The sequence below is a fragment of the Halogeometricum borinquense DSM 11551 genome (assembly GCF_000172995.2).
Lineage (GTDB): Archaea > Halobacteriota > Halobacteria > Halobacteriales > Haloferacaceae > Halogeometricum > Halogeometricum borinquense.
This window is the reverse complement of sequence record NC_014729.1, coordinates 26234-39785: the sequence shown is the minus strand read 5'-3', so window position 1 is coordinate 39785 and position 13552 is coordinate 26234. Positions and strand designations below refer to the sequence as shown.

Genomic DNA, 13552 nt, shown 5'->3' with positions numbered 1-13552 from the left:
GGCTCAGAAGAGGTGTCTGTATGGCAGACCTTATTGTCAAGGCAGCCGTCAAGGAAGCGCTCAACGACAAAAACGTCGCTTCTGACTTCTACGACGCGCTCGACGAGGAAGTGAAAGAACTGCTCGAAGACGCCGCCCGCCGTGCGGAAGAGAACGACCGTAAGACGGTCCAGCCCCGCGACCTGTAAGCCGGGTTTCTCAATCACATTTTCTTTCGACGCAACGACTGACGACCGGTAGGTCTATCAACCAATCGTGTACAACCGTTGATATGTCCCGCACGCGTCGGTTTGCCCTCTCCTTCGCTCTGTTCGTTGCCGCCGCAGTTGTGACTCCGGTCGCAGTCGGCCTCATCGCCGCTGACGTGAGTCTCGTCGCACTTGCTGGCGTTTCTACCGTCGGGTTCGTCCTTACCGCTGGCGTCGGCTATCGCTTCGGAACCGACGACACGGCCGCCCGAATCGGGAAGTCCCGTTTCGGTCCGGCTTTCGTTTTGAGTCCAGCCACTCTCGATGCCTTGTTTGTCGGCTACTATCTTCTCACCGACACTCTTAGCGTCAGTCTCGCGCTCGTCCTCGGCGCTGGTATACTCGTTGGGTTCGTCACGGGAGTGATTGTGTGGAATGGCGCCGCGACCGAACACGCCGCCCGAGCGCGCGCCGGGCGGACAGCCGTCACAACGTGGGAGGCACGCCCGCCGGATGCGTGGTGGCGGAAATCGAGCGTCGTCGTCGCCAGCGGTCTCACTGCGCTCATCGTCTCCACCGTCGCCGCGTTCACTGTCGCGCCGTGGTTGTCGTCGTTGCTTCCCTTCGTCGGTGGTCTGTTCGGCGGGATGCTCGGCAGCATCAGCCAACTGAAGCAGTCTCGGTCGTACCTCGCGTACGAGAACGGTGTCGCTGTCGAGCAGGGCGGCGTCACCGCGTTCTACGGATGGGACCAAATCACTGCTATCGACCGGACGGACGACGCGGTGGTTCTCCGCCGACACCGTCCGTGGACGAACTTCAGCGCACGGAGCGAAGATATAGACGGGTCAGGGGAACTGACCGCCACGCTCCGAGAACTACGCGCGTCAGCTTAGCTCTGTACGTCCACGCCATCGTCGGTGCCGATGTACGCCTCGTCCGCAAGCCCGACGAACAGGCCGTGTTCGACGACGCCCGGCGTCGCTGAAAGATCGGCCGCAAGCGACTCGGGGTCGGAAATCTGTCCGAACTCGCAGTCGAGAACGAGGTTGCCGTTGTCGGTAACGACTGGACCGTCTTTCCGTTCGGCCCGGCGCAGGGTCGCCTCCCCGTCGAGTTCACTGACGCGCGCGGCGGCAGCGGTTCGCGCGTCGGGAAGGACTTCGAGCGGCACTGCTCGCTCCAGCGTCTCGGTGACTTTCGAGGGGTCGGCAACGACGACGAAGCGGTCGGCCATCGCGTCTACAATCTTCTCGCGGGCGTGGGCCGCCCCGCCACCTTTTATCAGATTCAGGTCGCCGTCGAGTTGGTCCGCGCCGTCGATCGCCACGTCGATTGTCTCTACCTCGTCAACGGCGACGAGCGGAATCCCTTCCTCACGGGCGAGTTCGCGGGAGGCAAAGGAGGTCGGGACGCCGCGTATGTCGAGCCCGTCTTCGACTGCCCGGCCGAGTGCGCGGATGGCGAACGCGGCGGTGCTTCCGGTTCCGAGGCCGACCGTCGCACCCGTTTCTACGAGGTCGGCGGCGCGTTCGGCCGCACGACGCTTCTGGTCGTCTGTACCGCCCGTCGTCTTCATACGCGTGGCCTCGCGGCAGGGGCGCACAAAGCTTGCGCTCTCTGGTCAGTCCTTTCCAAATTAGATCCGTTCAGGGCGGTCCTTAGAGACGATCTAAAACGGCCTCTGGATCGTACGCTAGCGAGAGCGACCGCGACCGTCCACGACCCTCGATCTCGGCGTACTCAGTGTCGATGATGCCGAGTTGGTCGAGTTTGTTGGTGATCTCCGAGTAGCGCGTGTAGCCGAGATCGGTTTCGTCGTGGAACGCCTCGTAGACGGTTCCGGCCTGTTCGCCATCGTACTCCGCGATGACGCGAACTAACGCACGTTCGGAGTCCGAGAGGCCGCGGAGACACCGCGAGAGATGGACGTACTTCGATTTGTCGTAGGCCGCTTCCACGTCTTCGAGCGTTACCGACCGGCTGGCGCGCATCTCGGCGTTGAGACCGGCGCGCCGAAGCAAGTCGATGCCGACGCGCAGGTCGCCGCTCTCGGCGGTGAGTTCAGCCACTCGGTCGAGTTCTGGCTCGCCGATGACGCCATCGTGGAAGCCTCGCTTCGCCCGGCCGCGGAGAATTTCAAATATCTCATCGACGCCGTAGACGGGGAAGTACACCTCTTCGGGACGGAAGACGCTCTGGACGCGGCCGTCGAGTTCCTCGATAACGTCGAGTGCGAGGTCCGAGGAGACGATAATGACGCCGATTCGCGCCCCCGAGTGCGTCTCGTGGGCGCGAAGCAGTGAGTAGAGCGTATCGGACGCCTCGTTCTCGTAGAACAGGTAGTTCACGTCGTCCAGGGCGACGGCGAGGACTTCGTCTTCCTCGACGAGGCGGTCGGTTATCTGCCCGAACAGTTTCTTAAAAGAGATTCCAGAGGAGGGCGGCTCGTACTCGAAAATATGCTCGAAGATACGGGAGAAGACGGCGTAGCGTGTCGAGTCAACTTGGCAGTTGACCCGGACGGTCCGGACGCCCGACTGGGTACCGAGTTCGCCGTACAGCTTCTGAACGGCCGTCGTTTTGCCCGTTCCCGGCGGTCCGCGGACGATAGTGTTGAGCGGACGGGAGCCGCGGACGGCGGGTCGAAGCGCGTACTTGAGACTCTGTAGTTGCGTCTCGCGGTGGTTGAACGTCTCCGGAACGTAGTCTATCTCGAAGACGTGCTCGTCGCGGAAGACTGTCTCATCCCACGATAGCATCCCCTCTTCGGGGTCGTCCCTCATCGCTTCAATCACGAATAGCAGTCTACTTAACCGTTCCCCAGTTCCGGAGTGAAAGTGAAAGTGGTCCGTAGCGGCCCTAAAAACCGTGTAGGCGAGTGTTCACGACGGATAACTGTTCATTCTCGCTGACGGTCACGTCGCAGCAGTTAGCGGAAGCCACGTCACTCCGTCATGAGGACGTACACGCGATAGGATGAGAACAGGAAGACACTTGCCGCGATAATCCCCACGGCGATGTCGGCCTGCGACGCTTGCGACCCGGTGATGGTGGCGACGCCGTCCCACGCGACGGCGAGCGCGATGAGTGCGAGGACGAAGTGGAACAGAGCGAGCGTGACTGTCCCAACGACGTACCATATCGCGTCCTTCGTCGCTTGGTACACCTGATCGTACGCTGAGTCACTGGGTGGTGTCGGGTTGGCGGCTGACGACGGACCGGCACCGCCATCCGCGACCGCAGCGCGAACGTCTGTGTTGGCCGCGCTGTCGGTAGCAGAACGGTCTGTGTCACGCTCGATAGTGGTGGAGGAAGTGGAGGTGACAGTGTCGTCGGGAACCATACCTTCGTGTTGGTTGGCCAAGGTGATAAATGTCGATCAAAACTTCTCCAAGAGGCGGTCGTAGAAGCCAGAGCCGTCCTCACCCGCGAGTTTCTCCACGATAAGTTCCGGGGTCGAGCGCGCGAGGTGGTCTTTCACCGGCGAGCGGTTTACGACGAGTTCGCCGTTTTCCAGTCCAACTGCCTCGATCCCGTCCACGGCGACGGTGAATCCGGCGGCCTCGCGTATCTCATCAGCAAGGTGCGAGACGAACACCGCCGTCGCCGCTTGATCATCGAGAGCTTCGAGGATTCCGGCGATAATCTTCGCGGAGGCACCGGGTTCGGTGATGCTCTCCAGTTCGTCAACGAGGACGAGGCGGTTTGACTCCCCGTCTACGAGTTCACGGAAGTCGCGGAGCGTGCTTTCGAACGCCCCTGCGTCGAGCGTTCCCTGTGACTTCGCGTAGTAGTGCAGTTCAGAGAACCGTTCGAGTTCGACGCGTTCGGCGGGGACGGGAAGTCCCATCTGTGCGAGGACGACGACGAGCGCCACCAAATCGAGCGTCGAAGTCTTCCCACCGGAGTTGACACCAGAGAGAAGGGTGACGCCGGAGACGCCGTAGTCAACGGGTTCTGCCGCCTCGAACGAAACGTCGAGAAGTGGTGACTGGCCGCCCTCGATAGAGAACCCGGTCCCTGACGCCGTGTCGCCGTCGGTGATGGTGGGCATCACGCAGTCGAAGTCGCGGGCGAACCGCGAGACGGCCAGTTCCACGTCGAGTTCGAGCGCGTTCGACACCATCTCGCCGACCGGCTCACGGAGTGCGGACAGGTCAGCGGCGAGTTCGCGTTTCAGTCGGACTGCTCGGCGGTCGCGTCCGGCTTTCAGTTCCGCACGGAGCCGCGAGACGAGTTCTTCGTCGTAGTCTACCGGGAACGACGGATCGTCGGAGAAGACGCGAGTGGCGATGTCGGCCTCTTCCGGACGGAGCGACAAAGACTCGATAAGGTGTTCTCGGGCCGTAGCGACGGCGTCGGCGTACTGGTCTTCGAGTTCGCGCGAGAGCAACGAGTCCACGCGAGCGCCCTGTTCGACCAGCGAGAGAAAGTCCGTTCCTTCGATGGTCACGTCGCGCTCGCGGATGGCGTCGCGGAGATGGTCGTTCGCTACGGATTCGGCTGTCGAGACGGCGGCGTCCACATCGTCTACGGCGTTCGTCAGCCTGTCCAGTTCTTCGTCGCCGACAATGGTTCCGTCATCGTCCAGTCGGGAGAGCGCATCGCGGAGCGAATCGAGATCACAGGGTGCATCGAGTTCCGCGGCCTCGTGAACATCCGCGGCCGCCCGGATTCGTTCGCGGTTCTGCGCGAAGAAGGCGAGGACGCGCTCGGGAACGATTTCGTCGGGATGCTCCGCCGCGTCGGGGCGGACCCGCACGTCACCCTCTACGTCCACGCCCGCAAACGCCTCGTCGAGAGCGACGACAGTGGCGTACGACCGGGCGAGTTCAGACAGGCCGCGGGCGTCCTCGACGACCTCGACTGAGAGTTCCGGAAACGCCTCCTTGGCGGCCGCGTAGCGTTCGGCGTCGGCGGTGGCGAGACACCGTTCTCGGACGCGGATTCCCGAGGCGGGTTCGAGCGGTTCGACTCCTTCTAGTGCCGCGAGAACGACCGGGTCGGGGTCGCGCTCCATGGCCGACTCGGTGAACGCGCGCACCTCCTCGATTCGGGACGCCGAGGCCGTCGGAAAGAACGTCTCCAGTCGTTTTTCGGCGTAGGTCGTGACAGTTCGTTCGCGGAGCAACGAGAGGACGTCGCGATACACCTCTCGGGCGCGGTCGGTAGCGAGAAACCGGCCGTCGTCGTCGTGGCGGCGGCGAATGGCACCGCGTGCGATGGCCGCCGCGCGGCCCTCCGTGAGACCCGGCGCGCGGGCAAGAGCGGCCACGTCGCCGTCGGCTAACGCCCGTTCGGCGTCGTCAAGTTCCGACAGCGCTTCCGCCGTCTTCTCTCCCACGCCCGGGATAGCCTCGAACTCCATTCGCCGTGCAGTATCTCCCGACCCGACAAAACATTACGGGTCCGCCGTCCTGTGCTTCTCCGGTCGGACCGCAGGATGCTGATTGCCTGTCGATTTCGATAGCCAAACCAGCGGGACGCGGCGGCTCGGGCCGGGGACAACGCGCTTTTGCCGCTCCGGAGGAAACGGCAACTATGCCCGACGCGGACACGTCAGACGATCTAGAACCGGCGCTCGCTGAGAAGGCCGCGGCGGCGCGCGCGTCCCTCGAAGAGCGAGACGGTGTTCTCATCGCGTTTTCCGGTGGCGTTGACTCTTCCGTCGTCGCCGCACTGGCGCACGACGCTCTCGGTGACGACGCTATCGCCTGCACGGCCAAGTCAGAGACGCTCCCTACGGAGGAGTTAGACGACGCTCGCCGCGTCGCGGACGAAATCGGCATTCGCCACGAAATCGTGGAATTTTCCGAACTCGACAATCCCGACTTCGTTGCCAACGACGGCGACCGGTGTTACCACTGCCGGACGATGCGACTCGGTCGGATGTACGACGCCGCCCGCGAGCGCGGAATCGAGACTGTCTGCGACGGCACGAACGCCTCAGACCCCGGCGAAGGACACCGCCCCGGACTCCGCGCTGTCGAGGAGTTGGAGGTACTCTCTCCGCTTTTGACCCACGATATCTCGAAGGAGGAGGTGCGCGCCATCGCCGACAGCTACGGACTCTCCGTCGCCGACAAACCGTCGATGGCGTGCCTGTCCTCTCGCATCCCGACCGGCATCGAGGTGACCGAAGAACGTCTGTCGCGCGTCGAGAAAGCCGAGCGCGTCGTCCGCCAGTGGGGGTTCTCGCAGTTCCGCGTCCGCGACCACGACGGTCTCGCCCGTATCGAAGTCGCAAGCGAGGAGTTGGAAACGGCGCTCGACCCCGACTTTGTGACCGCCGTCCGCGACAGACTGACTGATCTCGGCTTCGATCACGTCACACTCGACCTGCACGGCTACCAGACCGGGAGTGTCAGTCCGGCCGCCGATACTGACGCCGACGCGGCGGGTGAACCCCTCGTCGAAGACGTGTTCGCGACCGACTATCCGACGAAGTGACCGTCGGACGGAGTTCCCTACTCGAACTGGGTTTTCGCGGAACGAGACGTGCGACCGGTCATCCAGCGACGACTCTCCGGCGGCTGAACCGCTGTCTGGCATTGGTTCCGCCCCTGACGTGGCAGTGGTTTCACTCTGCATGCGTCCCCGTGCGTCCGCGTCACCTCGCCGTGTCTGGCGAGTAATACTATCTGAAATACTGACGACTCTAGGTTTCGGACGTATGGACGCTCAGTCGAGGACGGCGGGAAGAATGTCTGGTCCCGGACGGTAAAGAGAACACCAGCATGCCGAATCGGTTCTGAGTGTCCTAACTAATACGGGTCAGTTTCCGGTCCACCGCAGGAGGAGCAACGTCCCCTCGAACAGCGTAATCATCGTCGCGGCGATGATGATGGGTGCCATCCCCGTCGGGTCGGGACTGACGAAGAACGCCAGTCCGAGGAAGGAGGCCCAGAAGATCAGGCGGCGGGCGACCAACCACTGCCGGGTGACGAGGTTCATCATGATGGCGAGCATGATGAACAGCGGAATCTGGAAGATGATGGCGTTGTAGCCCATCAGGATGAGGATGAGGTTGAACGTCTCCTTCAGGCCGAACGCGATAACCGCCGTCCCCTGCGTGTAGGACGTGAAGTACTTGATGAGGGTCGGAAGGACCACGAAATGCGCGAAGGCGATACCGATGAATGCGAGAATGAGGCTCGTCGGCACTGCGGCGAGATAGTAGCGTCGCTCTTTGGGGAACAGTCCGGGGCGCATGAACAGGTACGTCTCGTAGACAAACACCGGCAGACCGATGACGAGACCCGCGAGACCGGCGACTTTCAGTTCGGTCAAGACGAGTTCGAGCGGACCGTAAACGCGCGGTCGGCGTTCGGCAATCTCCGGCGCGCCGGGGATGTGCTTGTTCCAGAGGAAGTTGATGACATCCGTCGAACTCGTCAGGTTGAGATGAAGCGCCGAGTTCGCCAAATCGGCACCGGGATAGAGGATGAGTGTGATGATCCCACCGATGGCAAACACCACCGCCAGACGGCGGACCATCTCCTCGATGTGGTCGGCCAACGGCATCTCTTCGTCGCTCTCGGGACCGTCTCCGAACACGCCGTCATCCGAAATCTCGGCCGGCGGTTCGGGGTCTGTTCCATCGATGGTGGCGTTGGCCGGCGCGCCGCCGTCGGTGTTGGTGATGGCTTCCTCGCTTTCGTCGTCCGTCAGCCCCATCTCCTCGGCTGTTTTCGTTTTGGGCGGTTCGTGGTCGTCCGGCCACAGATCCTCGGCATCCGTTCCTGTGTCGTCCTCGGAGCCGTTGTCTGTCTCTGCGTCAGTTCCGGAATCGTCTTCTGCGTCAGTTCCGGAATCGTCTTCTGCGTCAGTTCCGGAATCGTCTTCTGCGTCAGTTCCGGAATCGTCTTCTGCGTCAGTTCCGGAATCGGCTTCCGAATCTGGCTCGGCGTCGGCTGCATCCGTCTCTGTGCCGCCAGCCGTCTCCATACCGTCCGATTCCTCGTCCGGCGGCGGAATGAGGTCCTCGCGCTCGAGTGTCACGTCATCCACGTCGTCGGTAGCGCCGTCGGAGTCGAAGTCGCCGCTATCGGAGTCATCCGACGGCGCAGACGCTTCTTCGGTCGGCGTGTCGGACGGTTCGGGCGTCTCAGTATCGTCCGGGGATGAGTCCACGGACTCGTCGGCGTCCGACGAAGGACGGTCCGACTCCGAGTCGTCGGCCATTCATCAGAGATACGCCGCCCGGTTCTTATAGGCCTTTCCGGATAGCCGCGACCCGACGCAGTGAAAAAGATTGATAACTACGAGAAGGCTTTCGTCGGGTATGTCTAGCGCGCTCGACGAGGACACCCGCCGCGCAATCGACGACGGTCGAGAGACTGCAGGCGCGATGCTCCGTGCGGCCCAAAAGGACCTACAGAAGGTCTTCATCGTCTTCCTCGTCGGTTTCCTCGGAACGTTCTATGCGCTCCGACTCTACGTTTGGGGGTTCCTGGAATCCGTTACCAGACGGAATATGAACCAGGTGATAAATCAAGATCTCGAAATTATTGCGCAAACGCCGTTCGACGTCGTTCTGTTGCAGGCGAAGATCGGGCTTGTGACGGGGCTTATCATCGCTGCGCCGGTGTTTATCTATTTCTCCCGTGATGCGCTCAGAGAACGCGATCTGTGGCCGTCTGCACCGGTTCCGCGGTGGCAACTCGCTCTCATCGGTACCGGGATGGTAGTGCTGTTCAGCCTCGGCGTCGCCTACGGCTACCTCTTTTTCTTCCCGATTACGTTCGAATTCCTCGCACAGAACACGGTGAACATCGGCTTCTCGCCCAAGTACTCTATCGTCAAGTGGGCGCAGTTCATGTTCCTCTTGACTGTCTCGTTCGGGTTGGCGAGCCAACTCCCGTTGGTGATGACGATTCTCTCGTACGCCGAGATCGTCCCGTACGAGACGTTCCGCGACCAGTGGCGCTATGCGGTCCTCGGTGTCTTCGCCGCCGGTGCGCTGTTCACGCCGCCGGATCCGTTCACGCAGATTCTGTGGGCCGTCCCGGTGCTGACGCTGTACGGCATCAGTCTCTACATCTCGAAAGTGGTGGTAACTGCAAGACGGGGGAGCGAACAACTTGACTTCCGGGCCGCCATCGGAAAGCGGTGGAATCTCGTCGTCGGAAGCACCGCGCTCGGCGGTGCAGTCGTCTATCTCTACTACACTTACGGCGGCCCAACGGCCGTCAACGGATTGCTCGACAGCGTCGGCAGCGACTACTCCATTCCCGCTCTCGGTACGGTTCTCGGTGTTGCACCGCAGACTGCGCTCATCGTCTGGTCTGTCGTCGGTGCTACCGTCTTCACCGTTATCGGACTCGGATACGTCGTCTACAAAGACATCGAGGAGTCCGTCGGCCCGCTCGAACGCGGTGTCGGTGATCCCTCGAAGATCGATCTGCGGGAACTGGACGCGATGGGCGTTCGCGCTGCACCGCCAGAAGCGTTCACCGACCTGAGCGAGGACGAGGCGATGGCTATCGCGGGCGACGCGCTCGACGACGGTGACAAGGACAAAGCTCAAGCTATCGTTGACCGATTCGACGAGGCCGAGGAGGGCCAAAACGCCGATGCCGAGGCCGCCGCGGGCGCCGACGCGGACGACCAACCGGGCGAACTCGAAGACCGGGCGACGCGCGCCGGCGGGACGTTCCTCAGTGAACTCACCGATGGCGAGACGGACGAAGACGACATCGGCGGCTACTACAAAGACCTCGCGTTCATCTTTGAGACGATCACCTCGAAGACGTTCCGCATCGTCGCGGTGTTTATGGCCGCCTTGGCGGGGACGTTCACGTGGCTGTACACTGTCGGATTCAAGGCCGTATTCCAGCAGTTCCTCAACCGACTCCCTGCCGAAGTACGACCCAATGAGGTACTGAACGTCGTCACGCTCCACCCGATGGAGGCACTGCTGTTCGAGGTGAAGTTCTCGACGCTCGTCGCCATCATCGTCACGTTGCCGCTGGTCGCGTACTACGCGTGGCCCGCGCTCCGTGAGCGGAACATTGTCCGACGTCGCCGCAGTACCATCTTCCTCTGGACGGGATCGCTCGTTGTCGGTCTCCTCGGTGGGCTAGTCCTCGGATACTTCTACATCGCACCCGCGGTTATCTCGTGGTTAGTGAACGACGCGGTGCAGGCGAACATGATTATCTCGTACCGCGTCACCGACTTCTTCTGGCTCATCTTCTTCACGACGGCCGGAATCGGTCTCTTGGCGGACGTTCCAATCCTGATGGTGTTGCTCAACGGTTCGGGTATCACCTACCAAGTCCTCCGGAGCCGCTGGCGCGAGGTGACCGTCGGTATCCTCACGTTCGCCGCTCTGTTCACCCCTGCCGGTATCGTGTCGATGTTCCTCGTGACGATTCCGCTGATGGTCGCCTACGGCGTTGGTTTGGCCGTCCTGTTCGTCGTCACCCTCGGCGGCCGTCGGAACCTCGCTCCGGCCCGCGATAGCATCTGAGGCGGGCGATTGCCTCTCGGTGTTTGACGCCGATGCGCACATCTAATCGAACGCCCCTGTGCGGTGTACTTTCGTTCAGACGCGAAGCTCTCTTTTTACCGGTAATTAACTCTCCCTGGCTACCGAGTGCTTGGATACTGCAGCAATCGCCCGCCTGCGGCGAGAAATGTTTGCTGATAGATTATTCAGGGATTATCTAAGTGACATGTGTAGCGTTCTCGACACGGTTGAAAAAGCGTAAATATGCCCCTGATAATCCACAGATATGTCTAAGATAAGCGTCGAGATCCCGGACGAACTGCTCGCGGATATCGATGAACACGTTGGTGACGACAAGAAGTTCGTTAACCGAAGCGACGCAATCCGCGCGTCGATCCGCAAAACGTTGGACGTGCTCGATGAAATCGATGCACGTCACGACAGACTTGACGATGAGTGAAACCCGATTCGGCGTGGGGCAAGTCGCACTGCTTGCACTGTTCATCATGGCGTTGACGACGGCGCAACTCACCGCCTCGAAACTACTCGCCATTCCGATCCCCGACGCTGTCGGTTCGCTCCCCATCGTCGGTACGACGATACTCATGCCCGGCGCGGCGTTAGCGTACGCGCTGACCTTCTTCGCCTCGGACTGTTACTCCGAACTGTACGGCCGTCGTCCGGCACAGCTAATGGTTAACGTCGGCTTTGCGATGAACTTCATCCTTCTTGCCCTCGTGTGGGGGACGATTTTCGCGCCCGCTGCCAATCCCGAGTTCGCCGGACAGTTCCGAACTGTTCTCGCTTCCGGAACTAACATTATCGCCGGCAGTCTTCTCGCCTACCTCGTAAGCCAGAACTGGGACGTTGTTGCCTTCCACAGCATCCGTGAGCTGACGGGTTCCAGCCACCTCTGGCTTCGCAATATCGCCTCGACGGCGACTAGCCAGGCAATCGATACGTTCATCTTCGTCAGCGTTGCGTTCGCTCTCGCGCCGCGGTTTTTCGGAATCGGTGAGGCGCTTCCGGAAAACATCATTCTCGGCCTCATGATCGGCCAATATCTCCTGAAACTGCTCATTGCGCTCGTCGATACACCGTTCGTCTATCTCGTTGTCAGTCTCGTTGGTAACAGCGCTGACGACGGACAGGACCCGTGGGCGGCAGAGTAAGCGCACTGATCTCTCACCGACGACAGTCGTTTCCGCGCTGCTGGGGTATGTCGTTGAACTGAACTAACTTCTTATGATGTATGGTGTCGTACGACAGGGTATGGGGCCAGAGCGACGCATCCGTCTAACGGAGGGCGACAGCATGGAGAGCGGGCTTCGATGCCCTGCGTGTGGGACATACACGGCCATCTCGGACATCATCGCCACGGGTCGGTGTAGAAACGGCGGTAGTAGTGGCAGTTGTGATGTAACGCTCCACGTGGATGTGGTCGTCGAGCGTTGAAACGATAACTTATAAAGAGCAAGGAGAATACCCGGGCCTTTAGGCGCGGGATGAATCCGACACTCTGACCGCCAATCCACCGACTACACTCCAACCGGATATTCAACGTCCGGTCGTTGGTTTTAATACCTGTTCTCACATAACATGTTATGAAGACAGTTCGATGCTGGAAACCACCCGCACCTACGTCGCACGCATTACGAACCACCAGCAGGTTCGTGACGACCTCGACCAGTGCGGGTTCTCCGCATCCAAACTGTGGAACGTCGGTCGCTACTACATCCAACAACGGTGGGACGACGACGGTGAGATACCCGACGAAGCCGAACTCAAATCGGAGTTGAAAGACCACAAACGCTACAGTGACCTTCATTCTCAGTCAAGTCAGCGAGTTCTCGAAGAACTTGCTGAGGCGTTCACTGGCTGGTACAACTCCGACGACGGCAACAACCCACCGGGCTACCGGAAACGTGGCGACGACCACCCGCGCTCCACCGTCACGTGGAAGAAACGGGCCATCAAGCACGACGACAAGCACGGTCAACTCCGTCTCTCGAAAGGGTTTAACCTGAAAGAGAGTCGGTCTGACTTCATCCTCGCGGAGTACGAAACTCGCCCCGACGTAGAAGTTGAGAACATCCAGCAGGTGCGTGCCGTCTGGAACGGCGACGAGTGGGAACTCCACCTCGTCTGCAAGACGGAGATTCCAGTCGAAGACGCACCCGGAAACAACACGGCGGGTATCGACCTCGGTATCAGCAACTACCTCGCCATCGACTACGAAGATGGCGAGAGCGAACTATATCCGGGGAACGTGCTGAAAGAGGACAAACACTACTTCACCCGCGAGGAGTACCAGACCGAAGGCGAGAACGGCCCGTCGAAGCGAGCGCGGAAGGCTCGACAGAAACTCTCCCGACGCAAAGACCACTTCCTTCACACCCTCAGCAAACACATCGTTGAGCGGTGTGTGGAAGAAGGCGTGGAGAAGATAGCGGTTGGCGACCTCAGTGACATCCGCGAGAATGAAAACGGTGACTCGCGGAACTGGGGTGCGTCGGAAAACAAGAAGTTGCACGGCTGGGAGTTCGACCGATTCGCCCGTCTCCTTGAATACAAGGCCGAGGAACACGGCATCCTCGTTGACCGTGTGGACGAGGAGAACACCTCGAAGACGTGTTCGTGTTGCGGGAAGATTCGGGATAGCAACCGCGTGGAGCGAGGGCTGTACGTCTGTTCGTCGTGCGAGACGACGATGAACGCAGACGTGAACGGTGCGGTGAATATCCGACGAAAGATAACTCAGAGTCCCCCAACAGGGGATATGAGTAACGGCTGGTTGGCACAGCCCGGAGTCTTCCTGTTCGACCGCGAGAGCGGGTCGTTCAACACGAGAGAACAGGGAGCCTGCAAACCGTAATATCCCAACGCTCGGGATTCCTCCGGCTTCAGT

Annotated in this window: 13 protein-coding genes; 8 read left to right on the top strand and 5 right to left on the bottom strand. The window is 61.0% G+C overall.

What is annotated here, in order from left to right; all coding sequences use genetic code 11:
* Nucleotides 1–20 precede the first annotated feature (20 nt).
* Nucleotides 21–188, top strand: a complete 168-nt coding sequence (locus HBOR_RS00220) for a DUF1931 family protein (protein ID WP_006055446.1) — start codon at nucleotides 21–23, stop codon at nucleotides 186–188.
* 83 nt (nucleotides 189–271) lie between these two features.
* Nucleotides 272–1084, top strand: a complete 813-nt coding sequence (locus tag HBOR_RS00215; protein ID WP_006055445.1) for a YcxB family protein — start codon at nucleotides 272–274, stop codon at nucleotides 1082–1084.
* Here the strand turns inward: HBOR_RS00215 and rpiA are convergent.
* From rpiA to HBOR_RS00195, 4 genes are all read right to left on the bottom strand, one after another.
* Nucleotides 1081–1767, bottom strand: a complete 687-nt coding sequence (gene rpiA, locus HBOR_RS00210) for a ribose-5-phosphate isomerase RpiA (protein ID WP_006055444.1) — start codon at nucleotides 1765–1767, stop codon at nucleotides 1081–1083. The genes HBOR_RS00215 and rpiA overlap by 4 nt on opposite strands.
* An 82-nt stretch (nucleotides 1768–1849) precedes the next feature.
* Nucleotides 1850–2974, bottom strand: a complete 1125-nt coding sequence (locus tag HBOR_RS00205; protein ID WP_006055443.1) for an ORC1-type DNA replication protein — start codon at nucleotides 2972–2974, stop codon at nucleotides 1850–1852.
* A 161-nt stretch (nucleotides 2975–3135) separates the two neighbouring features.
* Nucleotides 3136–3534 carry a hypothetical protein gene (locus HBOR_RS00200; RefSeq protein ID WP_006055442.1) on the bottom strand — a complete coding sequence of 133 codons (399 nt, stop codon included), beginning with the start codon at nucleotides 3532–3534 and terminating at the stop codon, nucleotides 3136–3138.
* 36 nt (nucleotides 3535–3570) lie between these two features.
* The gene (locus HBOR_RS00195; RefSeq protein WP_006055441.1) at nucleotides 3571–5559 is read right to left on the bottom strand and encodes a MutS-related protein; all 1989 of its coding nucleotides are present in this window, start codon (nucleotides 5557–5559) and stop codon (nucleotides 3571–3573) included.
* 173 nt (nucleotides 5560–5732) lie between these two features.
* Between HBOR_RS00195 and larE the strand changes: the two genes are divergently transcribed.
* Nucleotides 5733–6641, top strand: a complete 909-nt coding sequence (larE, locus tag HBOR_RS00190; RefSeq protein WP_006055440.1) for an ATP-dependent sacrificial sulfur transferase LarE — start codon at nucleotides 5733–5735, stop codon at nucleotides 6639–6641.
* 324 nt (nucleotides 6642–6965) lie between these two features.
* Here the strand turns inward: larE and HBOR_RS00185 are convergent, their stop codons facing one another.
* Nucleotides 6966–8375, bottom strand: coding sequence for a twin-arginine translocase subunit TatC (locus HBOR_RS00185; RefSeq protein WP_013440390.1), 1410 nt, complete (start codon nucleotides 8373–8375; stop codon nucleotides 6966–6968).
* Between the two features lie 100 nt (nucleotides 8376–8475).
* Here HBOR_RS00185 and tatC point away from each other — a divergent pair, with 100 nt between their 5' ends.
* From tatC to HBOR_RS00165, 5 genes are all read left to right on the top strand, one after another.
* The gene (gene tatC, locus HBOR_RS00180; RefSeq protein WP_006055438.1) at nucleotides 8476–10665 is read left to right on the top strand and encodes a twin-arginine translocase subunit TatC; all 2190 of its coding nucleotides are present in this window, start codon (nucleotides 8476–8478) and stop codon (nucleotides 10663–10665) included.
* A 265-nt stretch (nucleotides 10666–10930) separates the two neighbouring features.
* The gene (locus HBOR_RS00175; RefSeq protein WP_006055437.1) at nucleotides 10931–11104 is read left to right on the top strand and encodes a ribbon-helix-helix domain-containing protein; all 174 of its coding nucleotides are present in this window, start codon (nucleotides 10931–10933) and stop codon (nucleotides 11102–11104) included.
* Complete coding sequence (locus HBOR_RS00170) at nucleotides 11097–11816, top strand: queuosine precursor transporter (protein ID WP_006055436.1); 720 nt, start codon at nucleotides 11097–11099, stop codon at nucleotides 11814–11816. Before HBOR_RS00175 ends, HBOR_RS00170 begins: the two co-directional genes overlap by 8 nt.
* Before the next feature lie 100 nt (nucleotides 11817–11916).
* The gene (locus HBOR_RS19200; protein ID WP_006055435.1) at nucleotides 11917–12099 is read left to right on the top strand and encodes a hypothetical protein; all 183 of its coding nucleotides are present in this window, start codon (nucleotides 11917–11919) and stop codon (nucleotides 12097–12099) included.
* Between the two features lie 163 nt (nucleotides 12100–12262).
* Nucleotides 12263–13519, top strand: a complete 1257-nt coding sequence (locus HBOR_RS00165; protein ID WP_013440389.1) for an RNA-guided endonuclease InsQ/TnpB family protein — start codon at nucleotides 12263–12265, stop codon at nucleotides 13517–13519.
* The last annotated feature ends 33 nt before the right edge of the window (nucleotides 13520–13552 follow it).

Bases quoted from the DNA above. Each gene is read 5' to 3' on its own strand.
- HBOR_RS00220 (WP_006055446.1), top strand. From the start codon at position 21: ATGGCAGACCTTATTGTCAAGGCAGCCGTCAAGGAAGCGCTCAACGAC.
- HBOR_RS00215 (WP_006055445.1), top strand. From the start codon at position 272: ATGTCCCGCACGCGTCGGTTTGCCCTCTCCTTCGCTCTGTTCGTTGCC.
- rpiA (WP_006055444.1), bottom strand. From the start codon at position 1,767: ATGAAGACGACGGGCGGTACAGACGACCAGAAGCGTCGTGCGGCCGAA.
- HBOR_RS00205 (WP_006055443.1), bottom strand. From the start codon at position 2,974: ATGAGGGACGACCCCGAAGAGGGGATGCTATCGTGGGATGAGACAGTC.
- HBOR_RS00200 (WP_006055442.1), bottom strand. From the start codon at position 3,534: ATGGTTCCCGACGACACTGTCACCTCCACTTCCTCCACCACTATCGAG.
- HBOR_RS00195 (WP_006055441.1), bottom strand. From the start codon at position 5,559: ATGGAGTTCGAGGCTATCCCGGGCGTGGGAGAGAAGACGGCGGAAGCG.
- larE (WP_006055440.1), top strand. From the start codon at position 5,733: ATGCCCGACGCGGACACGTCAGACGATCTAGAACCGGCGCTCGCTGAG.
- HBOR_RS00185 (WP_013440390.1), bottom strand. From the start codon at position 8,375: ATGGCCGACGACTCGGAGTCGGACCGTCCTTCGTCGGACGCCGACGAG.
- tatC (WP_006055438.1), top strand. From the start codon at position 8,476: ATGTCTAGCGCGCTCGACGAGGACACCCGCCGCGCAATCGACGACGGT.
- HBOR_RS00175 (WP_006055437.1), top strand. From the start codon at position 10,931: ATGTCTAAGATAAGCGTCGAGATCCCGGACGAACTGCTCGCGGATATC.
- HBOR_RS00170 (WP_006055436.1), top strand. From the start codon at position 11,097: ATGAGTGAAACCCGATTCGGCGTGGGGCAAGTCGCACTGCTTGCACTG.
- HBOR_RS19200 (WP_006055435.1), top strand. From the start codon at position 11,917: ATGGGGCCAGAGCGACGCATCCGTCTAACGGAGGGCGACAGCATGGAG.
- HBOR_RS00165 (WP_013440389.1), top strand. From the start codon at position 12,263: ATGCTGGAAACCACCCGCACCTACGTCGCACGCATTACGAACCACCAG.